The 21481-nt window shown below is 42.4% G+C and carries 22 protein-coding genes, 1 tRNA gene and 1 pseudogene; 10 read left to right on the top strand and 14 right to left on the bottom strand.

Annotated elements, in window-relative coordinates; translation table 11 throughout:
• Positions 1 to 505 (bottom strand): annotated as a pseudogene (locus AABK37_RS31510) (photosystem II D2 protein (photosystem q(a) protein)); the annotation flags it as partial.
• Between the two features lie 481 nt (positions 506 to 986).
• On the opposite strand from AABK37_RS31510, the gene AABK37_RS31505 reads away from it, so the two are divergent.
• The 5 genes from AABK37_RS31505 (at position 987) to AABK37_RS31485 (ending at position 4169) form a co-directional block, all read left to right on the top strand.
• Positions 987 to 1259 (top strand): hypothetical protein, encoded by a 273-nt coding sequence (locus tag AABK37_RS31505; protein ID WP_089128975.1) that lies wholly within the window; start codon positions 987 to 989, stop codon positions 1257 to 1259.
• An 18-nt stretch (positions 1260 to 1277) separates the two neighbouring features.
• On the top strand, positions 1278 to 1955 hold the full coding sequence (locus tag AABK37_RS31500) for an ABC transporter ATP-binding protein (protein ID WP_432555417.1): 678 nt from the start codon (positions 1278 to 1280) through the stop codon (positions 1953 to 1955).
• A 224-nt stretch (positions 1956 to 2179) separates the two neighbouring features.
• On the top strand, positions 2180 to 2731 hold the full coding sequence (locus AABK37_RS31495; RefSeq protein ID WP_432555416.1) for an NYN domain-containing protein: 552 nt from the start codon (positions 2180 to 2182) through the stop codon (positions 2729 to 2731).
• Positions 2732 to 2885: 154 nt separating this feature from the next.
• Positions 2886 to 2957, top strand: a tRNA-Asn gene (locus AABK37_RS31490).
• Positions 2958 to 2993: 36 nt separating this feature from the next.
• A complete protein-coding gene (locus AABK37_RS31485) occupies positions 2994 to 4169 on the top strand; it encodes an aminotransferase class V-fold PLP-dependent enzyme (protein ID WP_432555415.1) in 1176 nt (391 codons plus the stop codon).
• Here the strand turns inward: AABK37_RS31485 and AABK37_RS31480 are convergent.
• The 5 genes from AABK37_RS31480 to AABK37_RS31460 form a co-directional block, all read right to left on the bottom strand.
• Positions 4166 to 4486, bottom strand: a complete 321-nt coding sequence (locus tag AABK37_RS31480; protein ID WP_432555420.1) for a type II toxin-antitoxin system VapC family toxin — start codon at positions 4484 to 4486, stop codon at positions 4166 to 4168. The two genes, AABK37_RS31485 and AABK37_RS31480, sit on opposite strands and share 4 nt — an antisense overlap.
• A 113-nt stretch (positions 4487 to 4599) precedes the next feature.
• A complete protein-coding gene (locus tag AABK37_RS31475; RefSeq protein WP_432555414.1) occupies positions 4600 to 4899 on the bottom strand; it encodes a hypothetical protein in 300 nt (99 codons plus the stop codon).
• A gap of 60 nt (positions 4900 to 4959) precedes the next feature.
• A complete protein-coding gene (locus AABK37_RS31470) occupies positions 4960 to 5328 on the bottom strand; it encodes a GNAT family N-acetyltransferase (RefSeq protein WP_432555419.1) in 369 nt (122 codons plus the stop codon).
• A gap of 373 nt (positions 5329 to 5701) precedes the next feature.
• A complete protein-coding gene (locus AABK37_RS31465) occupies positions 5702 to 6532 on the bottom strand; it encodes a M56 family metallopeptidase (protein WP_432555413.1) in 831 nt (276 codons plus the stop codon).
• On the bottom strand, positions 6532 to 6951 hold the full coding sequence (locus AABK37_RS31460; protein WP_039752252.1) for a BlaI/MecI/CopY family transcriptional regulator: 420 nt from the start codon (positions 6949 to 6951) through the stop codon (positions 6532 to 6534). The genes AABK37_RS31465 and AABK37_RS31460 overlap by 1 nt, the downstream gene beginning before the upstream one ends.
• Before the next feature lie 347 nt (positions 6952 to 7298).
• Between AABK37_RS31460 and AABK37_RS31455 the strand changes: the two genes are divergently transcribed.
• Positions 7299 to 8030 carry a 2-phosphosulfolactate phosphatase family protein gene (locus tag AABK37_RS31455; RefSeq protein WP_432555412.1) on the top strand — a complete coding sequence of 244 codons (732 nt, stop codon included), beginning with the start codon at positions 7299 to 7301 and terminating at the stop codon, positions 8028 to 8030.
• A gap of 159 nt (positions 8031 to 8189) precedes the next feature.
• Here AABK37_RS31455 and AABK37_RS31450 read toward each other — a convergent pair whose 3' ends face one another.
• The 7 genes from AABK37_RS31450 to AABK37_RS31420 form a co-directional block, all read right to left on the bottom strand.
• Entirely contained in the window at positions 8190 to 9962 is a 1773-nt protein-coding gene (locus AABK37_RS31450) for a M61 family metallopeptidase (protein WP_432555411.1), read from the bottom strand.
• 293 nt (positions 9963 to 10255) lie between these two features.
• Positions 10256 to 10939 (bottom strand): Crp/Fnr family transcriptional regulator, encoded by a 684-nt coding sequence (locus AABK37_RS31445; protein WP_432555410.1) that lies wholly within the window; start codon positions 10937 to 10939, stop codon positions 10256 to 10258.
• A gap of 218 nt (positions 10940 to 11157) precedes the next feature.
• Complete coding sequence (locus tag AABK37_RS31440) at positions 11158 to 12354, bottom strand: pilus assembly protein PilB (RefSeq protein WP_432555409.1); 1197 nt, start codon at positions 12352 to 12354, stop codon at positions 11158 to 11160.
• Between the two features lie 224 nt (positions 12355 to 12578).
• Positions 12579 to 13766 carry a HetZ-related protein 2 gene (locus tag AABK37_RS31435; protein ID WP_432555408.1) on the bottom strand — a complete coding sequence of 396 codons (1188 nt, stop codon included), beginning with the start codon at positions 13764 to 13766 and terminating at the stop codon, positions 12579 to 12581.
• Positions 13767 to 14463: 697 nt separating this feature from the next.
• Positions 14464 to 15195 carry a TIGR04283 family arsenosugar biosynthesis glycosyltransferase gene (locus tag AABK37_RS31430; protein WP_432555418.1) on the bottom strand — a complete coding sequence of 244 codons (732 nt, stop codon included), beginning with the start codon at positions 15193 to 15195 and terminating at the stop codon, positions 14464 to 14466.
• A 225-nt stretch (positions 15196 to 15420) separates the two neighbouring features.
• Positions 15421 to 15774, bottom strand: a complete 354-nt coding sequence (locus AABK37_RS31425) for a carbon dioxide-concentrating mechanism protein CcmK (RefSeq protein ID WP_039739851.1) — start codon at positions 15772 to 15774, stop codon at positions 15421 to 15423.
• A gap of 85 nt (positions 15775 to 15859) precedes the next feature.
• Positions 15860 to 16171, bottom strand: coding sequence for a BMC domain-containing protein (locus tag AABK37_RS31420; RefSeq protein WP_432555407.1), 312 nt, complete (start codon positions 16169 to 16171; stop codon positions 15860 to 15862).
• A gap of 244 nt (positions 16172 to 16415) precedes the next feature.
• Here AABK37_RS31420 and ubiG point away from each other — a divergent pair, with 244 nt between their 5' ends.
• Positions 16416 to 17297, top strand: coding sequence for a bifunctional 2-polyprenyl-6-hydroxyphenol methylase/3-demethylubiquinol 3-O-methyltransferase UbiG (gene ubiG, locus AABK37_RS31415; protein ID WP_432555406.1), 882 nt, complete (start codon positions 16416 to 16418; stop codon positions 17295 to 17297).
• 15 nt (positions 17298 to 17312) lie between these two features.
• On the opposite strand, the gene AABK37_RS31410 is transcribed toward ubiG, so the two are convergent.
• Complete coding sequence (locus AABK37_RS31410; protein ID WP_432555405.1) at positions 17313 to 18137, bottom strand: sulfurtransferase; 825 nt, start codon at positions 18135 to 18137, stop codon at positions 17313 to 17315.
• A gap of 188 nt (positions 18138 to 18325) precedes the next feature.
• On the opposite strand from AABK37_RS31410, the gene AABK37_RS31405 reads away from it, so the two are divergent.
• From AABK37_RS31405 to AABK37_RS31395, 3 genes are all read left to right on the top strand, one after another.
• Positions 18326 to 19228, top strand: coding sequence for an alpha/beta fold hydrolase (locus AABK37_RS31405; protein WP_432555404.1), 903 nt, complete (start codon positions 18326 to 18328; stop codon positions 19226 to 19228).
• 132 nt (positions 19229 to 19360) lie between these two features.
• Positions 19361 to 20521, top strand: coding sequence for a GUN4 domain-containing protein (locus AABK37_RS31400; RefSeq protein WP_432555403.1), 1161 nt, complete (start codon positions 19361 to 19363; stop codon positions 20519 to 20521).
• A gap of 54 nt (positions 20522 to 20575) precedes the next feature.
• Entirely contained in the window at positions 20576 to 21382 is an 807-nt protein-coding gene (locus AABK37_RS31395) for a hypothetical protein (RefSeq protein ID WP_432555402.1), read from the top strand.
• Positions 21383 to 21481 lie beyond the last annotated feature (99 nt).

Here is a 21481-nt window from a genome sequence, read left to right as displayed (position 1 = left end):
CAAAGAACCAGCTTGATTGACCCAAGGGGTACATCAAAAATACGCTAACGAACACAGCGATTGGCGCAGAAAATGCGAGCGCGTTGTAAGGACGAATCCCCACCAAACGAGCGATTTCAAATTGCCGCAACATGAAGCCGATTAAACCAAAGGCTCCGTGTAATGCTACAAATGTCCACAATCCACCCAATTGACACCAACGGGTAAAGTCGCCTTGTGCTTCTGGTCCCCACAGTAACAATAAAGAGTGTCCCAAGCTATTTGCCGGGGTCGATACTGCCACTGTCAAGAAGTTACAGCCTTCCAGGTATGATGAGGCTAATCCGTGGGTGTACCAACTGGTGACGAATGTTGTACCGGTGAGCCAACCGCCTAGTGCGAGGAAGGCGCAAGGGAATAATAATATCCCTGACCAACCTACGAATACGAAGCGATCGCGCTTCAACCAGTCGTCTAGTACGTCAAACCACCCTCTACTGGGGGCGCGTCCTACTGCGATGGTCATTACAAGAAATCTCCAAAAGTTTATAAGTTCAGGTTTTCTCTGCCTATAGATTGCGATTTTATAGCGTTTCTCGGTTTAATGAGGTACACCCGTAGGGGCACGGCACTGCCGTGCCCGTACAACCCGCCATATAATTTTGTACCTCACCTGAGTGGGAATCGCTATATTGCTATCTATAAGACAGAACACAAACTGGGTTATGTATCCAGTTTACAATTTTTTACTGTCTCTCATTATTCTATAACTAAATTTCTCATTTTTCTACACAATTTTTAACTGAATTTAATATTTATATTTATTTAAGATTTACACGGATATCTTGAAACCCCGGAGGGGGGACAAGGAGACAAGGAGACAAGGAGATAAGGAGACAAGGAGACAAGGAGAATAATTCTTCTTTCTCCCCCTCCCCCCTTCCCCACTCCCCCACCTTCTTGCACGCTAAAATGATTGCTACAGTTAAATTTCACTCTTGGGATTCATGTTCACCATCGACTTAACCTTAAGAAATACGCCTTTCCCCGTATCGGTACAACGTAAAACATCTGAGGATGCTGAAGCTGTTTATCAGCTGATTTTGGCAGCTATGCGCTCTGGCAACCCTGATATTGTGGAACTAATATGTGAGGGCAAGACAGAGAAAAAAATTGCCGTCCGTGCTAGTGAAATTTCTGGGGTACAAATATCTCAGAAAGATGGTGTGGCTGCTGGTGGTGCGAGACCACCTGGTTTCTTCGCTCTAGCCTCTGAGTAAGCCATCGGTGGTAGAAAAATGGCGGAACTGGGCATTGAGGTAAAGGATTTAAATTTCAGTTGGACTAATGGAGAGAAAGTAATCAAATCTTGCTCTCTAGAAGTACCTCTTGGTGAATTTTGGATGCTTTTGGGTACTAATGGCAGTGGCAAATCAACTTTGCTCAGATTACTTGCGGGATTATTAGCACCTCAGTCTGGAGAAATTCGGATTTTGCATCCGGTTGGCTTTGTCTTCCAAAATCCGGATCATCAATTGGTGATGCCAACTGTTGGTGCAGATGTCGCTTTTGGACTAGTGGAAGAAAAGTTGCCGCCAAAGATAGTGAGAGCAAGGGTTGAGGAAGCGTTAGGGGCAGTGAATTTGCTTTCACTGCAACGACGCCCTATCTACGCTTTGAGTGGTGGACAGAAACAGCGAGTGGCAATTGCTGGTGCGATCGCTCGTCGCTCTGAGGTCTTACTATTAGATGAGCCAACTGCTTTACTCGATCCAGATAGCCAACTGGACTTGGTAGCTCAAGTACGCCGTTTAGTCAAAAGTCGCAATATGACGGCTCTTTGGGTAACGCATCGCCTAGACGAGTTAAACTACTGTGATGGCGCTTTCTTGCTAGAAAAAGGCTCTCTAGTGGATAAAGGTGAAGCTTCACGCCTAAAACAACGTTTGATGGAAGAACACGACGAAGCCTCTTAATACTCACTTGTCCAGCTTTTTTTTATCCCAAGCTAATAATTAATTAGTAATTACAAAGAACTGCAACGCGCCTCTCAAAAGGCGCGTTTTCAGTTTATACAGCAACTTTACACAATTGATCTACATTTTTTGTTTTCTGTAACATAGTGTTACAAGCAATGCTTCAATTACTATAAAAGTTATGAATGAATTTTGTTAACTCTAGATAATTGTGATTAAAAACCATGCCCCCCTCCTTACTTCCAGCCGTTTTGTTAGTGGACGGCTACAATATAATTGGCACTTGGCATTGCCTGAAAAAAACCCGTGACTATGCTGGATTAGAGGCAGCACGCGGCGAATTGATTGAAGCTTTAATCAGTTACACCGCTTTTCAGGGTTATGAGACTCAGATCGTCTTTGATGCCCAATATCAAAATTCCTCTAGCAATAAAGAAGTTATTACAGAGCTTTTATCAGTTCATTACACTGATTTTGGACAAACTGCTGACACGTACATCGAAAAAACCTGTGCGTCTTTGCGCTCTTCATTAGCACAGTCTCTAATTTCTCGCGTAATTGTTGCTACTTCAGACCGGGCACAACAGCTGATGATACTAGGTTATGGTGCTGAGTGGATGTCGGCTCAAAAACTATGTTGGGAAGTGGAAGCCAGCGTGTGTCGATCGCGGCAAAAGTATCAAACAAGAAAACAACCTAAAACTAGATTTCTCGCTAATTCCATTGACCCCAAAGCACGAGATCGTCTGGCGGAATTGCGAATGCGAACAAATTAAATATTAGCATGAATTGCGAAGCAAAGTTACCTTTGTCATTGGGTTTTGATGGAAAGGATTATGGACTTAAGTATCTAGTCAAAAGTTTTTGGGAAAAATTTTCGCTCAGGTACTTGCCAAATCCTATCTTTACCCTTAAGATAATAAATTGTGATCCTCAGTAGCTCAGTGGTAGAGCGATCGACTGTTAATCGATTGGTCGCTGGTTCGAATCCGGCCTGGGGAGTTAAAAATTTTGGAGCCATAGATTTTGGATTTTGGATTGTCCGTCCGTAGCTTATGGTCGCTTGATCGAGCTGTGACGTTTCTCAATCATGGTTCGTTCGGTGCTTGTCCTAAAACTGTGCTGTCAGCGCAACAACGACTGCGGGAACAGTTAGAAAATGAACCTTTGCGCTTTTTTATTAGGGAGTGGGAAGGGTTGCTGGATGACGCTAGGAGGAAACTAGCGGGGTTTGTGGGTGCGGATGCCGAAGATTTGGTATTTGTTCCAAATGCGACGACTGGTGTAAATTCGGTGTTGCGATCGCTTGTCTTTTATCCTGATGATGAAATTCTCACAACGAACCATGAATATAACGCTTGCCGTAATGCTTTAGATTTTATCGCTAGTCGCACTGGGGCGCGGGTGGTGGTGGCAAAAATTCCCTTTCCTTTAGAATCGTCAGAACAAATTTTATCAGCGGTAATTGAGCAAGTTTCGCCAAAAACACGATTAGCACTTTTGGATCACGTTACCAGCCAAACTGGGTTAATCTTTCCGATTCAGCAGTTGGTGAAACAGTTGCAACAGGGCGGTGTGGATACGCTTGTAGATGGTGCCCACGCGCCGGGAATGCTTGCTTTAAATTTATCAGAAATTGGGGCGACTTATTATACTGGGAATTGTCATAAATGGTTGTGTGCGCCGAAAAGTGCGGCTTTTTTGTATGTACAACGAGATAAACAGTTAGAAATTCGTCCGCTGACAATTAGCCACGGTGCAAACTCACCACGAACTGATAAATCACGCTTTCAGTTGGAATTTGATTGGATGGGTACGAACGATCCTACCGCTTATATGTGCGTACCGGAAGCGATCGCTTTTATGGGTTCTCTGTTACCTGGTGGGTGGGATGAATTAAGACAGCGAAATCATCAGCTAGCATTGCAGGCAAGACAGCTACTTTGTGAAGCGTTGAACGTGTCGGTGCTGTGTCCAGATGAGATGATTGGTTCTATGGCGGTTGTTCCGATGCCAGAAGTGTTGGAAAGTCGCAGTTTTATGTCTTTGCGCGATGAATTATTTGATAGATTTGGGATTCAAGTGCAAGTGGTTCCGTGGCAGGAAAAACCGAAGTTATTAATAAGGGTTTCGGCGCAAATTTACAATACACTGGAACAGTACGAGTATTTGGCAAAGGCGTTGAAAGAGTTAATTCTTGAGAATATTAATTAACTGTTGTTAAATACTAAATTGACCCAAGGTAATGCAGCTTGTACTGAATTAAACAACCGCCTATCTGCCGTCCAGAACTCACATCCTAATCTTTTAGCTAAAGCTAAATAGTGAGAATCGTAGGTTGCTGAGAGTCTTAAATTTCTCGCTATAATCAAGGCTTGTTGGTGTAATTCTGCGTCACCGTAAAGCCTGATATTTAAATTCATGGCTTCTGCTAAAACTTGATCAGCTTCTTCTACTGCTATTTGCCCTGCAACAGCAGAGCGATGTAAGGCATTGCTAAGTTCATAGTAAATCAAGCTCGGTGCAACAATTGTGCAGTTTAACTATAACCACTGATTCCACAATTCTCTTATCTGCAACGCCAAAGTACCTCTTGATAACAAAAGTACTACTAAGTTGGCATCAACACAAACTACAATTGATGTCATTTTGCCTCAGATTTTGGAAAGCAACTACGCATAAATTCATCATGTTGCTCGTTGCGTTCTTCTCTTGTTTGTCGGATATAGTCTTGTATTGGTGGGTCAAATGGTTTTCCTGCACGACGAGCGTTGATTTTATCTCCCAACTCAATCAGCCTTTGGAAAGCTGCTTGTCCGTCGGATTTTTTCAACTTTTCATCTAAAAGCGCTCGTTCCTCTTGGGAAAGAGACTGAATAATTTGTGCTAAACCGTCTACTAGTTGCGTGTTCATAGTTTGACAACGTAGGGTAATTATATTCATATCCTATAATCGCTGCTTCAAAAAACGGTTAACCGAAAGGGCGATCGCTTATACTTTTCATCAAGTTTGTTCTTGAAAGTTACATTTTCCTATCTTAGCCAAAGTTTTTTTCAGGCATAATACAGGATATTCCTTTTCTTCCCACGTATCTTTTGACCGCTTAAAAAAGGAAAAGCCCATTTTGTAATAAAGGTTTATTGCTGTCTGGTTGTCTGGCTCAACCATAACTGTTAAGCGTTCAAAACCTTGCTTCATAGCTTCTGATTCAACTTCCTGAATCAGAAATGTAGCGATTCCCTGTCGTCTATAGTGACGATCAACCTCTAGGGCTTGCAAGTAAGCAGTAGATACTCCATCGGCTAAATCAAGATCGTCATGCAAGAAAACAAATTGCACAGTGCCAATAATCGTCTTTTCTATCAAAGAAATAAAGATAACTCGCTTACCTTCTTTGTGATTGGCAATTTACCGCTGAAGAACACTATTAAAGTAAATGTCCTTATGGTCATTACTGCGCCAATTTAAGAACTGCTGTATATACTCAGAGTTCATTTTTGCAATTAGAACCAAAGTCTTATCCCTCTTTGTTCAAAACTAAAGCTTTAGATTAAAAACTGATAGCGAAAAAATTGATAGACCCTGCGACTGATTTTTGAGCCAATCTCAGGTGACGACAAAATTTAGGGTGACTTTAGCGATCAAGCGCGATATTCCAGCTTTTAAATTATCTCTTGGTTTGATTAATTTCAGCGATCGCACATCAAGCGCGTGATTATTGTCAGGTGCGCGATCGCTACGTTAGTTAGTTGTGAAATATCACAGTTACCAAAGGCAAAAACGCCAACAAAAACCCATTCCAAAATTGGAAGTTAAGTTTTGGAGTCGGTTCTGGTTGTGCTAACAAAGCTTCTATTCTTTGTTCTAGGCGATCGCATCCTAATGCTGCACAGAAAATTTCTGAGGATACAGGAGTTGTACTCACTACCAACAACAGCGATTCTGCTAACAATAATGGATCTACTCGTGATGCAGCGTAAGCATCCGCACGTAATTCGCGCAAAATTAACAGTTCTTGCCACAAAGCATCTGTATTTGGCAACCAAGCGGTGCAGCAACGCACCCAACCCAGCCAAAAAAACCAGAATGTATCTTTGTAATGGTAATGTCCTTGCTCGTGTGCGAAGACACTTTCTAAATGCTCTGGTGAAAGATTTGCCAGTAGTCCTTGGCTAATTACTAATTCCGATCGCCAAAAACCGATTTGACCGGCAAACAGCGCTTCGGTGTTGAGTAGCCTTACTTGTTTACCTTCAATATTAACTAAGGGACAGTTGCGGACAGATTTCACAGATTGCCAACCACCGAAGGCAAGTTTAACGCACAAAATGTCAAATATTGCAAGACTAATTAACGTTAAGACATAACTAAACCAACCGGTGTACATCCCGCCCATATTGCCTTGAGGTCCCATGCACAAAACGGCGATCGCTGTCATAAAAATTAACAAGGGCGGAAAGAGAAATAAAAATAGCGATCGCCGCCAGCGCACACTCCAACTACCTTCAAAGTTAGTTTCAGAGGCTCTCAAGCACCAAGCGACTGTTAAAGCAGTCAAAATCATGATCAGATGCATTATTGTTCCTCCCTGGCTTGGCGTGCAGCTTGAATGCGTTTGGCGATCGCTTGTATTTGTTCGCTGGCAGCTTCATCTAAACTATCTGCAAAAGCAGCAATTACATCGGGATTACCCACCGCGAGAAATCGCTGTAACTGCTCGTGTGCTTTAATTACCTCTGCTTGCTGTTTGGTAATCAATGGACGCCAATAAAATGCTCGTCCTCTTTTGTCGCAGGTTAGCCAACCTTTATCGGTAAGGCGACGCAATACGGTTGTCACGGAAGTATAAGCTAATTCGCGGTTAGGGTCAGTAAGAATGCGATCGTGTACATCTTTAACTGTAACTGAACTCAGTTCCCAGATGATATGCAAAATTTCTGCTTCCAGAGGACCTAAAGACAGTTGTTTGGGGCGGTATTCAGGTAAAGGTGCCATGTCGATTTTGGATTTTAGATTTGGGATTTTGGATTGGGAAAATGTGAAAAAATTCGTTCCCAGTAGATATTCGTTTTGGATGCGTGGTTGGTGAGTGTCTTTATTTAGTACTGCATAATCCTACATCTGTCCTTCTATTCAGATTACACGTTCAGTTCCAATGCTGCGTTCAAATAGGAAAAATTGCCCATTGCAGACAAGCAAGATTTCAATCTTCAAAGATTCATGCATAGAGTATACTCAGGGTTGAGACATCAAGAACCCACTAGCATAAAACTATGTTTAGTGACAGCATCTGGGTAAGATATTATTTGCGGCAGTAGTATAGGACTAGGTGTATCCAGCACGTGAAGCTATTCGTTTACCACACTCCGGAATTGACTCCAGCGGATAAAGCGCCAGACTGTGCGATCGCAGTTGATGTTTTGCGAGCAACTAGCACAATGGCGACTGTATTGGCAGCTGGAGGCGAAGCTATCCAAGTCTTCAGCGATTTAGAAAAACTTATGCAAGTGAGCGAATCTTGGCTCCCCGAAAAACGGTTGCGAGCTGGAGAACGCGGTGGTGGGAAAGTTCCTGGTTTTGAACTGGGTAACTCACCTCTCGACTGCACACCAGAATTAGTGCATGGGCGACGCTTATTTATTAGTACCACGAATGGCACTCGCGCCTTACAAAGAGTCCAAGATGCTGCAACTGTCATAACCGCAGCTTTTATCAATCGAGCTGCGGTGGTGCGATATCTCATAGAAAAGCAACCAGAAACAGTTTGGATTGTTGGTTCAGGTTGGGAAGGCAGTTTTTCTTTAGAGGATACAGCTTGTGCAGGAGCGATCGCTCACAGTGTTGTACAAGAAACCAACTTGCCTCTAGAGAAATTAGCTGGTAATGATGAAGTAGTTAGTGCGATCGCTCTTTATTCTCAATGGCAAGATAACTTATTAGGACTTTTTCACGCTTGCAGTCACGGTCAGCGATTGTTACGTCTTAATTGTTATGAAGACCTGAAATATTGCTCGCAAACCGATATTTTAGATGTTTTACCGATGCAACGAGAACCAGGAGTTTTGAAAAGTTAAAAGGTTAGGACTTACGCACTCATGTCGTCACCAATTGAATTTACGTAGGGGCAATTCATGAATTGCCCCTACGAGACAAAGAGCGCGTGCGTAAGTATTAAAGGTAAAAGGCAAAACGCAAAATAAATTGTTTGATTCTTTTTACTTTTGCCTTATACCTTATAAAATTGACGCGCCTAACCACCCTGTTAAGTTTTCTTGCTGAATTGGCGAAGGATTAGCAACAGGTTTTACTTGGTACCGTGTGGGACGTGGTGAAGTCAAGGTTACAGGGTAGGTGCAAAGTTCGTCTTGGTGGAAAACTGTAATTTGGATGGTGTCGTTGGGTTGATAATCTTTTAAGCGATCGCTTAACCCACTTGCTGTCACCTTCATTTTATCAATTGCCAACAACTCATCACCTGCATCGATTCCCGCTATTTGTGCAGGTGAACTAGCTTCGACAAACTTAATTATCTCTCTTCCGTTTTCAGCACTTGCTTTCACACCCAAATAAGGTTCTTCTTCGTTTTCTGCAACTAACTCCAAGCCAAAAGGTTGTAAATACTCGTTGAAAGGCAAATCTTCAGTATCATCAATGTAGCGCTTAAAGAAATCAGATAAATCCATTTCTGCTACAGACTCAATTACTGACTGTAGCTGTTCGGGAGTAAAGCCGATTTCATTGAAGCCAAATTGCTGCCACATTTTCAGCATGACATCATCAAAAGAGCGTTGATTGTTATGCTGGGAACGAATCAGTAAATCTAGCAACAGAGATACCATTTCCCCTTTTAAATAGTAGGAAATTTGAGAATTGCCGCTATTAGCATCTTGGCGATAAAGTTTAATCCAAGCATCAAAACTCGACTCGGAAAGCGGTTGCACTTGGCGTCCCGGTGTCTTTTCATACTTACTAATTTCCTTGCTCAAGTTGCTTAAAAATGTTTGAGCATCGTAAATGCCCGCCCGCAAAGGAATCAGCAAATCATAATAACTGGTCGTTCCTTCAGAAAACCATAAAGACGGTGTATAATTTTCTTGGTCGTAATCAAAAACTTCCAGTGCTTTCGGGCGAATGCGCTTGACATTCCACAAGTGAAAGAACTCGTGTGCTACCAATTGCATAAAGCGATCGTATTTATCTTCAGCGCGAAAGCCAAAGCGTTGGTAAATTAAAGAGCAACAGTTTTTATGCTCCAAACCACCGTAAGCTTGAGAAAATAAATGTAGTAGAAACAGATATCTTTCATAAGGCAAACCGCCAAACATTTGCGCTTCAACTTGGATAATTTTCGTGATATCAGAAATCATCCGTTGTGGTTGCAAATTACCTTGTCCCCAAATTGCCAATTCATGGGGTTTTCCCAATACCTCAAAGTGATATAACTGATGGCAACCAATTTCAAAGGGGTTGTCTACAAGCGTATCAAAATCGTCAGCTAGAAAAGTATTGGCTTGTTCATCTGCGGGTAATGCTGTAGTTACCTGCCATTCTGGGCGTGGTGGTACGATAGAAACACGAATTAATTGCTTTTCCCAACCTGGAATTCTAAAAAACAACGCAGCACCGTTAAAATAGCCGTGAGTTGCATCTAAGTGATTTGTCCGCACTGATAGCTCATTCGCAAAAATGCGGTAACTCACGGTTAATTTTGAAACCTTGTTTGTTTCTACTTGCCAGTGATTTTTACTGATTTTCCGCCAAGGCAAAGACTCCGCGTCCGAAAAAGCGGTAAAATTCTGTAACTGTTTGGCGTATTCCCGCACCAAGTAAGAACCTGGAGTCCACACAGGTAGTTTTAAATCCAGAATTGGCAATGGGTAATTTGCTAAATGCAAAGTTACCTCAAACAAATGCGTTTCTGGTTGAGGCATTGCCACCTGATAATGAATTGTCGGCACGGCTTCTTGGATGCGGGTGTCGGTGCGAGGTGCTGTTGCTTCAGTCATCTGTAGTTAGAAGTTAAGAGGTAGGAGCGAGGAATTTAGGGTTAAATTTAACTTATAACTCATAATTCATAACTCAGAACTCATAACTACTCACTTTCCCAGCGTCGGGTGCGTTCACGAAGTAACGCACCGCAATCTAGTTCTAAGACGGTGCCGTACTGTCCTCCTAACACACCCTACTAGCTACTCACTTTTCGAGCGTAGGGTGCGTTACGGACATCCGTCCTAACACACCCTCCTAGCGCTACAACCAATTCATATGTATCATGATTTTCGGCAAATGATATAACTAATTAAACTTTGCCAGCCAAATTTATCAATTGTTTGAAGTTAACGAGATAAACTACCTGATTAGCGTTGTCAATTTTGATCCAACCTTTTTCATCAAGCTTTTCCATAATTTTGGTGGTTTCTTCAACACCAATTTCTGTAACTTCTGCTAAATCTTTGTAAGGAATGTTAAAAATTTCCTTTCCTTTTTCTGATTCTTGAGCGTAACTTTCGCCCAAACTGACTAGAGTTTGAGCGAGTTTAACTGCTGGTGGTGAAGACCGCATTTGCAAGCGTAAATTAGCTTGCCGCAATCGTCGCACCATCAGTTGCAGCATTCTATGATGCAACTGCGGGTCTTTAAACAATATTTGAATAAAGCGCTCTCTGGAGATACTCAGTAATTTCACAGGCGAAAGAGCAACCACATCGGTTGAGCGGGGAGACTCATCCAAAATTGCCATTTCGCCAAAAAAATCGCCCTGTCCTAAAATTGCCAAAGCAACAGAATCTTCGCTGCGCGTGCGTCGCACTTTGACCCAACCAGAAACCACGAAGTAAACCGCGTTTCCCCAAGCATCTTCCATTAAAACGGCTCGTCCCGCTGGGTATTCGTGGTTGATTGCAACGTTGAGCAGCCATTCTAAAGTTTGTGGATTGGCTGTACTCATTAGGGGGAAAGTTTCACTAAAAATCTCAGTCTGCATGAAATATCTGCAAAAAATGGATTTAAGAGCAGAAAATTAGATTTGTTACTATACGTTTTTAAAACCGTAATCTTTAGCGGAATACGGTATCAAAATTTTCTTGATATTCAACCGCAACCTCTTCGGTCGATCGGTCTAGGGTTCCATTACAACACAATAACTATCACAGCGGAATCAGCGGTTTTACTGACAGATTTTTATTTGTTGTTTATCGGTAGTCAAGCATCTGTGAGTATTTTGATTTGATTGTCTAAATCATCCAAGAGTCGATTCAGTGCCGTAAAAGCTTTCAATTGTCCGGGGTTGGTGTTGCGATTCAAGACTAGCCGTTGTTGCAGTTCGTGCAATTTGTGACTGAGTTGTTGGGAAATTCCTATAGCATCGCGGCTAAGACGTGCCAACTGTTGTTGTTGATAGAATTTTAACGCGGCTCCCCGGAGTACTTGTAGTGTCGCTTCTTCGCCGTACATTCCTGGCATCACTCGCAAGCGTAATAACAAACGGTTTTCTTGATACAAGCATTCTTTCTCTACCTGTTTTGCTTCTGCAAGTGTAGTTACAGGCAGGTTTGTTAGTCGCTTCAATTCATTAAGCACTCCCTGGAAAACGGAGAGAGGAAGTTTTTCTAAGACGGATTGCAAGACTCCATTATCACTCCAGAGTATCCTGCCTTCGTATGGTTGTCTTTCCAAATACAAACGACCAATTCCCCCTGCTAGAACTCGACCTAGTAATTCTGCGAGTAATTTCTTGGGTTGTAGTGTTGCTAGCTGTTCAACAGGCAGTAATAAATCGGGAACTGGTATGAGTAATACAGGTAAACTCTGTGGCGATCGCTCTTCGGAAGTATTTTCCTGTGTCTTTTTGTCTGCGCTGGTAAAGAGGATGGTCGCTTTAGACAAGTTATCAGGGTCCAGCACAGCAGGAGAATCTGCTTGTTGGCAAGAATTTTCGCTTTTTTTTGTCTGGGCTACAATAGATGTCTCTGGCTTTGACGCAAGCGAATCGGCAATGGTAGCTGCGCTATGTTCTTGAGCAAGGTTGGCTGCTGGCTGGGATGTATTTTTGTAGTTGAGGTAGGCTGAGAGTATGTTGCGGTGGGTGTCGGGGGCGATCGCTACTGTCACCATTGTGCAGTTAATATAAGACAAAATGTTACCAACGTAATCTAGCGCCGCAGTATCTTCTAGATTAACCATGCCCAGTAACAATTTGTTATCTTCTATGGTATATGGCAAAATTTGATGATATAAGCAAGCTTCAAAGGACAAGATACGCTCTATCAGCTCAAATATTTGCTGGCGTTCGCGTAGCGACTCCCCAGGAGTATCGCGCAGCGACTCAGAAGGAGTATCGGTTAACAGTTGATTACCAATTGCTTCGGTATCACTTGGTTTGCCCTGTGAAGACAACATAGGTTTGATTGCTTGGTGTTTCCTTATATCGTATTCTGCCTCTAGATTATTTGGTAGTAAATAAACTTACTTTTTCGGGTGATAAAAGTTAAATTAACTACAAATATATAAAAAGTTTATTTGGGATTGTGGATTGGGGTGAATCCCAAATCCAACGTCCAAAATTGATAGTTGTCGTGTTTTGCGTGTGGGATGCAAGGTGTTGTCAAAGCGCGAATATTTGGTTACTCCTGAGTTCTTAAATTTTGAGCCACGAGATAGATTTTACTCCATTCGCCCATTACCTGATGGGTTTTGAGTTTTAACGAAAGAGCGATTTCTTCGATGGATTTGCCTGCTTTTCGCAGTTCCAATAACTGCTGCGAAGTTTTAGTCAATTTTGACTGTAATTGCTGCCATTGCTGCGGTGTTAATCCCAAATTGTGTTCGTCTAGGGAAATTTCTAGCCAGTTATCTACTAGTTCCGGTTTGCCTTTGACAGCAAAGACACGCACGGCATGGTAGCTAATTTTCTCGCGTAAACGGTAAATTTCCTTAATTGGCTTACTCATTTTTTTGGCAATTTCGTCTTGGGATTTGCCTTGCAGATACAGTCGCAACCACTGCACTGCGTCTTGCCCTAGATTTTCTTGAAGATAAGTTTCAAATTCTTGCTTGACTGCGTGACGCAGTACTTGCTGTTCTTCTAGTTGTTGTGCTTGTTGATATTCGGCGATCGCCTGATTATCGGCTAAGTTAACGCGGTTGTCGTTGTCGTCTGTGAGAATTTCTTCGGAAACTAGTCTAATTAAATCGCTACCGGGCACTTGGGTTAAACCACCGCGCTGCGTGCGTCGCAAATAATTTACGAAACGGTAAGCTAATAACGGTTGATTGCGTACTGGTCGCAGGCAATATTCTTCCATGCTGGCAAACAGCAAAGAATTCTGTAATCTGGAATCCGTTGTAAACTCGGCGATGCAAGCCATTTGCTGCTGCATGTAGTTATCGCTTTGCAATAATTCTTGGAGTACTTCTTGCAACACGTCCACGACGCTGCGTTGGCGATCGCGACTCAGAGAAATCCAAGTTTGGATTTTATTGCGTAATGTCACTAAACTCCCCAGCCGAGTGATTAAATTGCGATAAGCACGCTCTCTTGCCATTCCCAAGTACCGCTGGCATAAAATCCGATAGCGATATTCCATCGCTTGTTTGGCGATATCTAACTCTTTCGGATTAAGTAAGTCAAAGCGTTTTGAGTTACTTCCCAAAAGCCAAAAAATAATACTTTCTCTGTTTGCTTCGCTTTGTTGTGGACACTCTGCTGCCAAACGTTGCCGCCAATATAGCGTCAGTTTTTCTGCTTCTGAAGCCATAGCGAGATTGCGCTCCTCGAAACCCTGTTTTAAAGTTTGCATCACAACCCCCATTTATTCCACTCAAATTTTTAACTGGCAGTTGCCCCTGATTGAATGATGTCTTTGGTGGACATCGAGTGTGATTATTCACTCGAAGCCGTTGTTTCGACTTCCTCTGTTATTTAGGTCTGGAATCACTCAAGTTATGCAGTATTTTCCGGATTGCTGTTTTTGCTTTTTGTTTGCTATCGCCGGAAATCAACGTCTTTTAGCTATTTTCCTCACTTGGTGATAATTTTTAAGTTTTGTAAAGTTATATGTTTTTCTAGAGAGAAAAGGGATTTATCAAAACTATATAAGCATACAGCGAATGAAGAAGGGGAGCCGCTTTCTTTGTGCAAAGGAAGGAGTGCCCTCGGCGGCTAACGCTTTTTGGGCAAAGCTGACGAATGAAAAGCAGCTTTATAAGTGCAAATATGATTTACGTCAATTTAGACGCTGTTTGAACTAGATAAGTTTCTGGAGTTTCTTAGGAGCTTTTTTGTGATGTTAAATGTGCTGCCACGCGATCGCGAAGACTTTTAAGTTTATTGCACCTTAGTTTTCTGTTTATATTAGGAATGAGCGCAAAATCATCGATTGTAGAGACAATTCATGAATTGTCTCTACGAAGGAATAGGCTTTTTCGAGTCTTTTGGCATCCTGTATATTTTGATATTTTCGCGCTCTCTACGCTGACTACAATCAGGACACGAGGGGCTAAATATTTTCACCGAATGTCTTGATAAAATTGCTTCAGGTATTGTGGGGACACACCAACACCCCAAAGAAAGCCGATGTAAAGATATATTGCGGTGGCTTTGAAGAAGCCCCATTTTGCGACACGGCGATCGCTACTTTGGACGATGCGATTCACCAAGCGAATTTTTCCGCGTCGTACTATTTTTATGCACAAGTCGGCTTCTTCCATAATTGGGAGGTTGCTGTCAAAACCCCCACATTCCCAGAAATCAGCGCGGCGTGCGAAAATTACTTGATCGCCAAACAATAAGCGCAGTCCTTGAAAAAACAAATGTGGGCGAAAAAGCAACGGTGCATAATAAGTTTTCAGCCAGTTGTGCAGTGAAACTGCCCAGCGCGTAGTACTTTCACCTGCCATCAGGGAAATAAAACCGCCAGCAACAACAGTTTTGTCTGCTAGTGTCTGCTCAATAACTGTTACCAAGTCGTCGCTTACCAAAGTATCTGCGTGGAGAAAGCAGAGGATTTCTCCGGTTGCGACTTCTGCACCTTGATTTGATTGGGCAGCGCGTCCGCATTGTTTGGCAGAAATTACTTGTACACCTGCTGTTTGGGCGATGGCGATCGTTTCGTCAGAACTACCGCCATCCACAACCAGCACCTCCCAAGCTGGGGGTGTGAGTAAACTGAGATGACGCAAGGTGCGTCCCAGACACTTTGCCTCATTTAAAGTGGGGATGATAATCGAGACGTGGGACATAGATTGGTGATTGGTAATTGGTAATTGGTAATTGGTAATTGGTAATTGGTGAGCCAGTGCAAAGAAAGCGGCTCTGCCGACTTGAAGCACAACCGCGTGCATAGAGAAGGGGTAATTGGTAATTGGTCGTCAGTTAGTAAAATAACCAACTATCAACTATCAACTATCAACTATCAACTAACAACTAACAACTAACAATTAACAACTATCAACTAACAAATAACTCTATCTGCCGTTAGAAGACCTAACAATCGGGTTTTCAACAGATTCGCGATACTCTTGAACTTGGTCTGTGTAGCCTATGGGCAAAACAGCTTCAACGTTTTCATGAGGACGAGGAATAATCACCCAAGATTCCAAAGTACCACCATGAACATTTTCGACCGCATCAACGCCAGCAGCCATAGCAGCTTTTACTTCCGAAACATCTCCGCGAATATTGACTGTAAAGCGAGCGCTACCAACTCTGATATAACCGACGAGGGTGACTCGACCGGCTTTCACCATTGCATCTGCTGCTGCTAGCACAGCGGGAAAACCTTTAGTTTCCAATGCTCCAACTGCCTGTGATGATGACATAATCGATCTCCTGTATAAGTAAACGTATGTGGCGCTACTCAATAATTGTACGAATGTTCGCTACCGATTTTGATGGCGAACTTGGTTAGAAGATACGGTATGGTTCTGATTTTTCGGTGAAGTGGATGGGCAAAATGCTTTCCACATTCTCCGGAGGGTTGGGAACGATGTAGTGGGTGATTACTTGACCACCGTAAGCTTCCTCTCCGGCAGCGATTCCGGCTGCAACCGCTGTTTTCACCTCAGCTACGTGTCCCCTGACGGCGACTAACAAGCGAGCGCTTTCCGCTTGACCGTAGTATACCAGTGTTACGCCGGCAGCCTTCACCATTGCATCTGCTGCTGCTAACACAGCTGGAAAACCTAAAGTTTCAATTACTCCAACCGCCATCGGCATGGCATCAACTCCTAAGTCAAGGGATGGGTGTTATCAATTGTACGATGTTGTTACAGCAACGAGAGCAGAAAGCCCACTGGCTTTTAGCCGTGGGGACGCGAATAATGCTCTAAGTGGAGCTACACCGCATTTTCGCTCATGAATGCGGTCGTGGCTTTAGCCACAGTCAAAACCGTAAGGTAGAGACGCGACCGATCGCCTCTGTACGACATCGTGCGACAATATAACTAGCCTACAGGTTGAGATGCCGTCAACGTGTGCCCGACAAATTTTGGCTCGCTTAGGAAAGATAGCACGGTTGCCACACACGGGATTGAAAAATAGTAATGGCAAGAGTGTCAAGTTAGCATCTTATAATTCGCCCAGTTCGTTTGGGTATGGAAAGATGAAAAAAAATGACTTGCAATTTTATGACTTGAGTGCAGATATTTGGTGGCAGGAAGATGCTAAAATCTACGCTCTCTATTACTTAAATCAACCCCGATTTGATTTTTTTGATCGGTACGTACCTTCTTGGCAGGGATTGCGAGTATTAGACGTTGGCTGTGGCGGCGGTTTTTCTTGCGAATTTATGGCAAGAAGGGGAGCGATCGCATGCGGGGTAGATCAATCGGCAAAATGTATTAAACAAGCTCAAGAACATGCAGCAATCAGCAAATTACCGATTGAATATCAACACGGATTTGCGGAAAATCTGCCTTATCAAGCAAACTATTTTGATATTGTTGTATGTGTTGATGTCTTAGAACATGTTGCCGATTTAAGAAAAACAATTTCCGAAATTTCTAGAGTTTTACAACCTAACGGATTATTTTTCTTTGACACTATCAATAGAAGTATAAAATCTCAATTTGTCATGATTTGGCTTTTAGAAAATATTTTGCGCGAGATTCCCGTCGGTATTCACGATTGGAAAAAGTTTATTAAGCCAGAAGAACTGACTGATTTACTGCATAATCATAACTTTGCCAGCATAGAAGTTAACGGATTTGACTTATTTGGTGAAGGTTTATTCGATAACATCCTTGCGTACATCCACTATAAAAAGACTGGAGGATTTCAAGCCAAAATTACTAACAATACTTCTTTAATGTATATTGGTAAGGCAATCAAATCAGCGCTTTAGCGCTAAAAAAGCTTATTACAAATTTTCTTGTAGTGGATAGCTATTTGCACCTTCGGCTGACCATTCCCACATTGAGCCAGCATAGTTTTTGATATTAGTCAAGCCTAAATTTGCCAAAACGCTGACAAAAAAAGCCGAACGAATACCACCTGTACAATAAGTAGCAATGGGAGTATCTAATTGAATTCCTAATCTTGCTAGTTTTGTGATAATTTCTTCAGTTGGAAGTAAGTTACCTTTATTATCTATTAAATCTTTGAAGTAGAAATGCACTGCACCAGGGATATGTCCTCCGCGCTTTTCACCGTAAGGAGTTGCCCCATTATATTCTCGCTTTTCGCGAGTATCAATTACTATTAACTTATTTTCTGCAAGATTTGCTTTAAGTTCATCGCGCTGAATTTCCCATAATGCGGTGCGGTTGACTACAAAATCTCCGATTTTTTGAGGTTGATTTCCTGCAAAGGTAGTTTGAATACCTGCTTTTACAAGTGCATTATATCCGCCATCAACGAAAGCTGCGCTGTTATGTCCCAAGGTGCGTAACATCCAAACAATGCGTCCTTCTTCACCAAAGTTATGAGCGGGATTGCCAATTACAATTACTGGTTTTGAGTTGGAAATGCCTAATTTACGCAGTTTTTGTTGGAGGAGATTTTCGTCTTTTAGCAGGTTGCCTTGATGAGGTTTTTCTGGTTGCGAAAATTCTTGCCAGGTGACGTGAACAGCGTCTGGTATATGTCCCAGAAACCATGCTAATTTGTTGCGGGTGTCAATAATTGTTGCGCTTTGGGATATTAATTGTTTGGCTTGGTTGGGGGTGAGTATCCATTGATTCATATATAGTAATAGTAGATGAGCTGTGATATTTTTTTAAACGAACCGCAAAGACGCTAAGAACGCGAAGAGAAGAAAGGAAAGTATATGTTCACAAGCTATTTATAATAGCTAGAGAATGCATTGATATAGTTTTTTTAGTTTGAGGGATAGAATTGCTATCTTTAGTTATACAAGGTAAGCTAAAATTTATGTTTGCTAGTTTTCTTCCTGCGGCAGTTGGGCAATTAAGAGAAGCAAGTGCGATCGCACTGGCTCAAAGTATTGAGCAGATAGCGATAAGTACTCTCTTGAGTACTCAATCTATTACTACAAGTTATGTACATAAGGGAAGTGGTGGAACGCCGATTTTATTAATTCACGGTTTTGATAGTTCTTTGTTAGAATTTCGTCGCCTTTTACCATTATTAGCAGAAAATAATGATACTTGGGCAGTGGATTTGTTGGGTTTTGGGTTTACAGATAGAGTTTCGGGAATACAGTTTAGTCCTACTGCAATTAAAACTCATCTTTATTGTTTCTGGAAAAGTCTGATTAATCAACCTGTAATTTTGGTGGGTGCTTCGATGGGGGGTGCAGCAGCGATTGATTTCACTCTGACTTACCCGGAAGTGGTACAAAAGCTAGTGTTAATTGATAGTGCTGGTTTAGGGGGTAGTTCACCGTTAAGTAAGTTGATGTTTCCCCCGTTGGATTATTTGGCGACTCAGTTTTTACGTAATCCAAAGATACGTCAAAGCATTTCTCGCGCTGCTTACAAAAACAAAAGCCTCGCTGACAGTGATGCTCAAATTTGTGCAGCTTTACATTTAGAAATGCCTAGTTGGGAATTAGCTTTGATTGCTTTTACTAAAAGTGGTGGTTATGGTGGTTTTAGATTTAAGAAACTATCAGAAATTGTCCAACCTACGCTGATTTTGTGGGGCGATTCTGACAAGATTTTAGGTACTGAGGATGCTAAGAGATTTAAGAGGGCAATTCCACATAGTAAACTTATCTGGATTAAAGATTGCGGTCATGTCCCTCACCTTGAACAGCCGCAAATTACGGCACAACATATTTTAGAATTTCAGGATGTCTTGCAATTAGTCTAACAGCTATTGCTGATACCCTTAAGTGTCATCATTCCTAAAAGAGTAAAATTTTTTGCCCTGCTTCCGGATTTTGTTGATTGCTGGTTGAAAAAGCTACATGAGCGTGCAATCATTCCTGTCCCAAACTTTTGAATGAACAGCAACACTTTGGTTAAGAAAATCTTGATTCTGGCAGCGAATCCCAAAGGTACGTCACGACTACGTTTGGATGAAGAGGTGCGTGAGATTGAGTTAGGGTTGCAGCGGGCGCAGAAACGCGATCGATTTGTCATAAAGTCATGGTGGGCAGTGCGTCCGATAGACTTTCGACGAGCTATGTTGGATGTCGAACCGGAGATTGTCCATTTTTCAGGACATGGAGAAGAAGATGGAGGATTGGCATTTGAGGATGAAAAAGGACAAGTCAAGTTTGTCGATGCAGAAGGATTAGCGGGACTGTTCAAGTTGTTCAAGCAGGTGGAATGTGTAGTTCTTAATGCTTGCTACTCAGAGATTCAAGCTAAAGCGATCGCTCGACACGTTAACTATGTGATTGGCATGAGTCAGGCAATTGGCGATCGAGCCGCAATTGCATTTACTGTAGGTTTTTACGATGCGCTAGGAGCCGGACGCTGTGTTGAGTTTGCTTACGAATTTGGCTGCGCTGCAATTCGCTTGGAAAATATTCCAGAGAATCTGACTCCTAAACTTCTGACAAAAAACCAGTTGAGGACAGAACACTCAAATACAACTGAGCCGAAAGTAGACTACACGCGGTTGCGGGATTTATTGGCAGATGGGAAATGGAAACAAGCCGACAAAGAAACTGCGGATCTGATTCTCAAGGTAGCCAATCGAGAAGAACAAGGCTGGCTGAGAAATGAAGACATAGAAAAGTTTTCTTGTCAAGACTTAGGCACCATCGACGCTCTCTGGGTAAAGTACAGCAATGGACACTTCGGCTTTAGCGTGCAGCAGCGCATATGGCAGGAAGTTGGCGGCAAAGTCGATAAAGCAACAGAGTGTCTTTTGGGCGATCGCGTGGGTTGGCGTGTGAAAAGCAAGTGGCTGCCATATGACTATGATTGGCTGGGATATTCAGACCTGACTTTCTCCCTGAATGCCCCCCAAGGTCATCTCCCAGCGCGGTTAGTTGGTATATCACCCCCGAAATTCGAGTTACTTGCAGGCATGGGAACTGGGGAGGGTGCTGTTCCCTTGTGTTTGCTTCACGACTTCTCCCGACCGTTTGGTTGGGTGTGGTGCTGGACTGGAGTTTTTTTCTTCTCGCGTGTCGAGACTTGTAAATTATAACGTTCAATATTTACGACTTTTACACTTTTATTATCAGTTAAAGGAATCAAACAGATGAGTCCGAAAGATTCAAGAAATTCGCCAAAACCTACTCAAATATCATCAGGGGGAAATGAGAATAAACAAAATAAAAATCCAATGGTTTTTATCTCCTTGATTACCGGGATTATAATTACTACTGCAATAGGTGCATCGGTAATTACTGCGGTAATTCTCAAACAAAATAATCTAATCGGTGACAACAATACTGCCTCACCCACTCCCACCGTTGCCGCATCCCCTACAACTTCACCCACACCAACGGTTGCCGAAACTCCTACTGCTTCACCCACACCAACGGTTGCCGAAACTCCTACTGCTTCACCCACTCCCGCAGTTGCCGAAACTCCTACTCTCCCCTTATCTGGGACTGCCGTTTCTCTTTTAGATACGGAATGTCTTAGTTCTACTGCTGGGGTTGAACAATCTTTAGTAAAGCAGCGTGAACCAAAAAACATTGCTATAGGAGGAGAAGTTTTGCCGGAAATCGCTTACTTGTCTAGTGAAAATGGCAATCCCTATTCTTATATTACCTTTGGTAAGCCTGCTGGAGTGTCATGTGTTCTTAACTCTAAGTTTCAACAATTGAATTTAGTTGTTGGCATAAATGGTAAACATTCTTATGCTCCTCAAGGTGATAAGATAGTATTTGAAGTAAGTATTGATAACAAAGTAGTAGCTACAAAAGATTTGAAAGTAGCGGCAAAGCAAGTTTTAAACATTAATGTTCAAAATGCTCGCAGCGTTGGCATAAAAGCAAGTTGTACATCTCGTTATTCGAGTTGTCCTTATGTGGCGTTTGTAGAGGCGAGTTTACGCTAGTACAGGGTGGCGGAAATAGACCGACCATTAAATAGCCAGCACCTTACCCTTATAAGTCCATTTGAAAGGTTTAGCCATCGTTCGATTGAAGTAATCAAT

Source organism: Tolypothrix sp. VBCCA 56010 (genome assembly GCF_050875635.1).
Classification (GTDB): Bacteria; Cyanobacteriota; Cyanobacteriia; order Cyanobacteriales; family Nostocaceae; genus Hassallia.
This window is presented reverse-complemented; position numbering and strand designations above follow the sequence as displayed.

What these genes read in the sequence shown, in the direction of transcription:
- AABK37_RS31505 (WP_089128975.1), top strand. Translation starts at nt 987, where the DNA reads ATGTTCACCATCGACTTAACCTTAAGAAATACGCCTTTCCCCGTATCG.
- AABK37_RS31500 (WP_432555417.1), top strand. Translation starts at nt 1,278, where the DNA reads ATGGCGGAACTGGGCATTGAGGTAAAGGATTTAAATTTCAGTTGGACT.
- AABK37_RS31495 (WP_432555416.1), top strand. Translation starts at nt 2,180, where the DNA reads ATGCCCCCCTCCTTACTTCCAGCCGTTTTGTTAGTGGACGGCTACAAT.
- AABK37_RS31475 (WP_432555414.1), bottom strand. Translation starts at nt 4,899, where the DNA reads ATGAATATAATTACCCTACGTTGTCAAACTATGAACACGCAACTAGTA.
- AABK37_RS31465 (WP_432555413.1), bottom strand. Translation starts at nt 6,532, where the DNA reads ATGCATCTGATCATGATTTTGACTGCTTTAACAGTCGCTTGGTGCTTG.
- AABK37_RS31460 (WP_039752252.1), bottom strand. Translation starts at nt 6,951, where the DNA reads ATGGCACCTTTACCTGAATACCGCCCCAAACAACTGTCTTTAGGTCCT.
- AABK37_RS31450 (WP_432555411.1), bottom strand. Translation starts at nt 9,962, where the DNA reads ATGACTGAAGCAACAGCACCTCGCACCGACACCCGCATCCAAGAAGCC.
- AABK37_RS31445 (WP_432555410.1), bottom strand. Translation starts at nt 10,939, where the DNA reads ATGCAGACTGAGATTTTTAGTGAAACTTTCCCCCTAATGAGTACAGCC.
- AABK37_RS31440 (WP_432555409.1), bottom strand. Translation starts at nt 12,354, where the DNA reads ATGTTGTCTTCACAGGGCAAACCAAGTGATACCGAAGCAATTGGTAAT.
- AABK37_RS31435 (WP_432555408.1), bottom strand. Translation starts at nt 13,766, where the DNA reads ATGGGGGTTGTGATGCAAACTTTAAAACAGGGTTTCGAGGAGCGCAAT.
- AABK37_RS31430 (WP_432555418.1), bottom strand. Translation starts at nt 15,195, where the DNA reads ATGTCCCACGTCTCGATTATCATCCCCACTTTAAATGAGGCAAAGTGT.
- AABK37_RS31425 (WP_039739851.1), bottom strand. Translation starts at nt 15,774, where the DNA reads ATGTCATCATCACAGGCAGTTGGAGCATTGGAAACTAAAGGTTTTCCC.
- AABK37_RS31420 (WP_432555407.1), bottom strand. Translation starts at nt 16,171, where the DNA reads ATGCCGATGGCGGTTGGAGTAATTGAAACTTTAGGTTTTCCAGCTGTG.
- ubiG (WP_432555406.1), top strand. Translation starts at nt 16,416, where the DNA reads ATGCCGTCAACGTGTGCCCGACAAATTTTGGCTCGCTTAGGAAAGATA.
- AABK37_RS31410 (WP_432555405.1), bottom strand. Translation starts at nt 18,137, where the DNA reads ATGAATCAATGGATACTCACCCCCAACCAAGCCAAACAATTAATATCC.
- AABK37_RS31405 (WP_432555404.1), top strand. Translation starts at nt 18,326, where the DNA reads ATGTTTGCTAGTTTTCTTCCTGCGGCAGTTGGGCAATTAAGAGAAGCA.
- AABK37_RS31400 (WP_432555403.1), top strand. Translation starts at nt 19,361, where the DNA reads ATGAACAGCAACACTTTGGTTAAGAAAATCTTGATTCTGGCAGCGAAT.
- AABK37_RS31395 (WP_432555402.1), top strand. Translation starts at nt 20,576, where the DNA reads ATGAGTCCGAAAGATTCAAGAAATTCGCCAAAACCTACTCAAATATCA.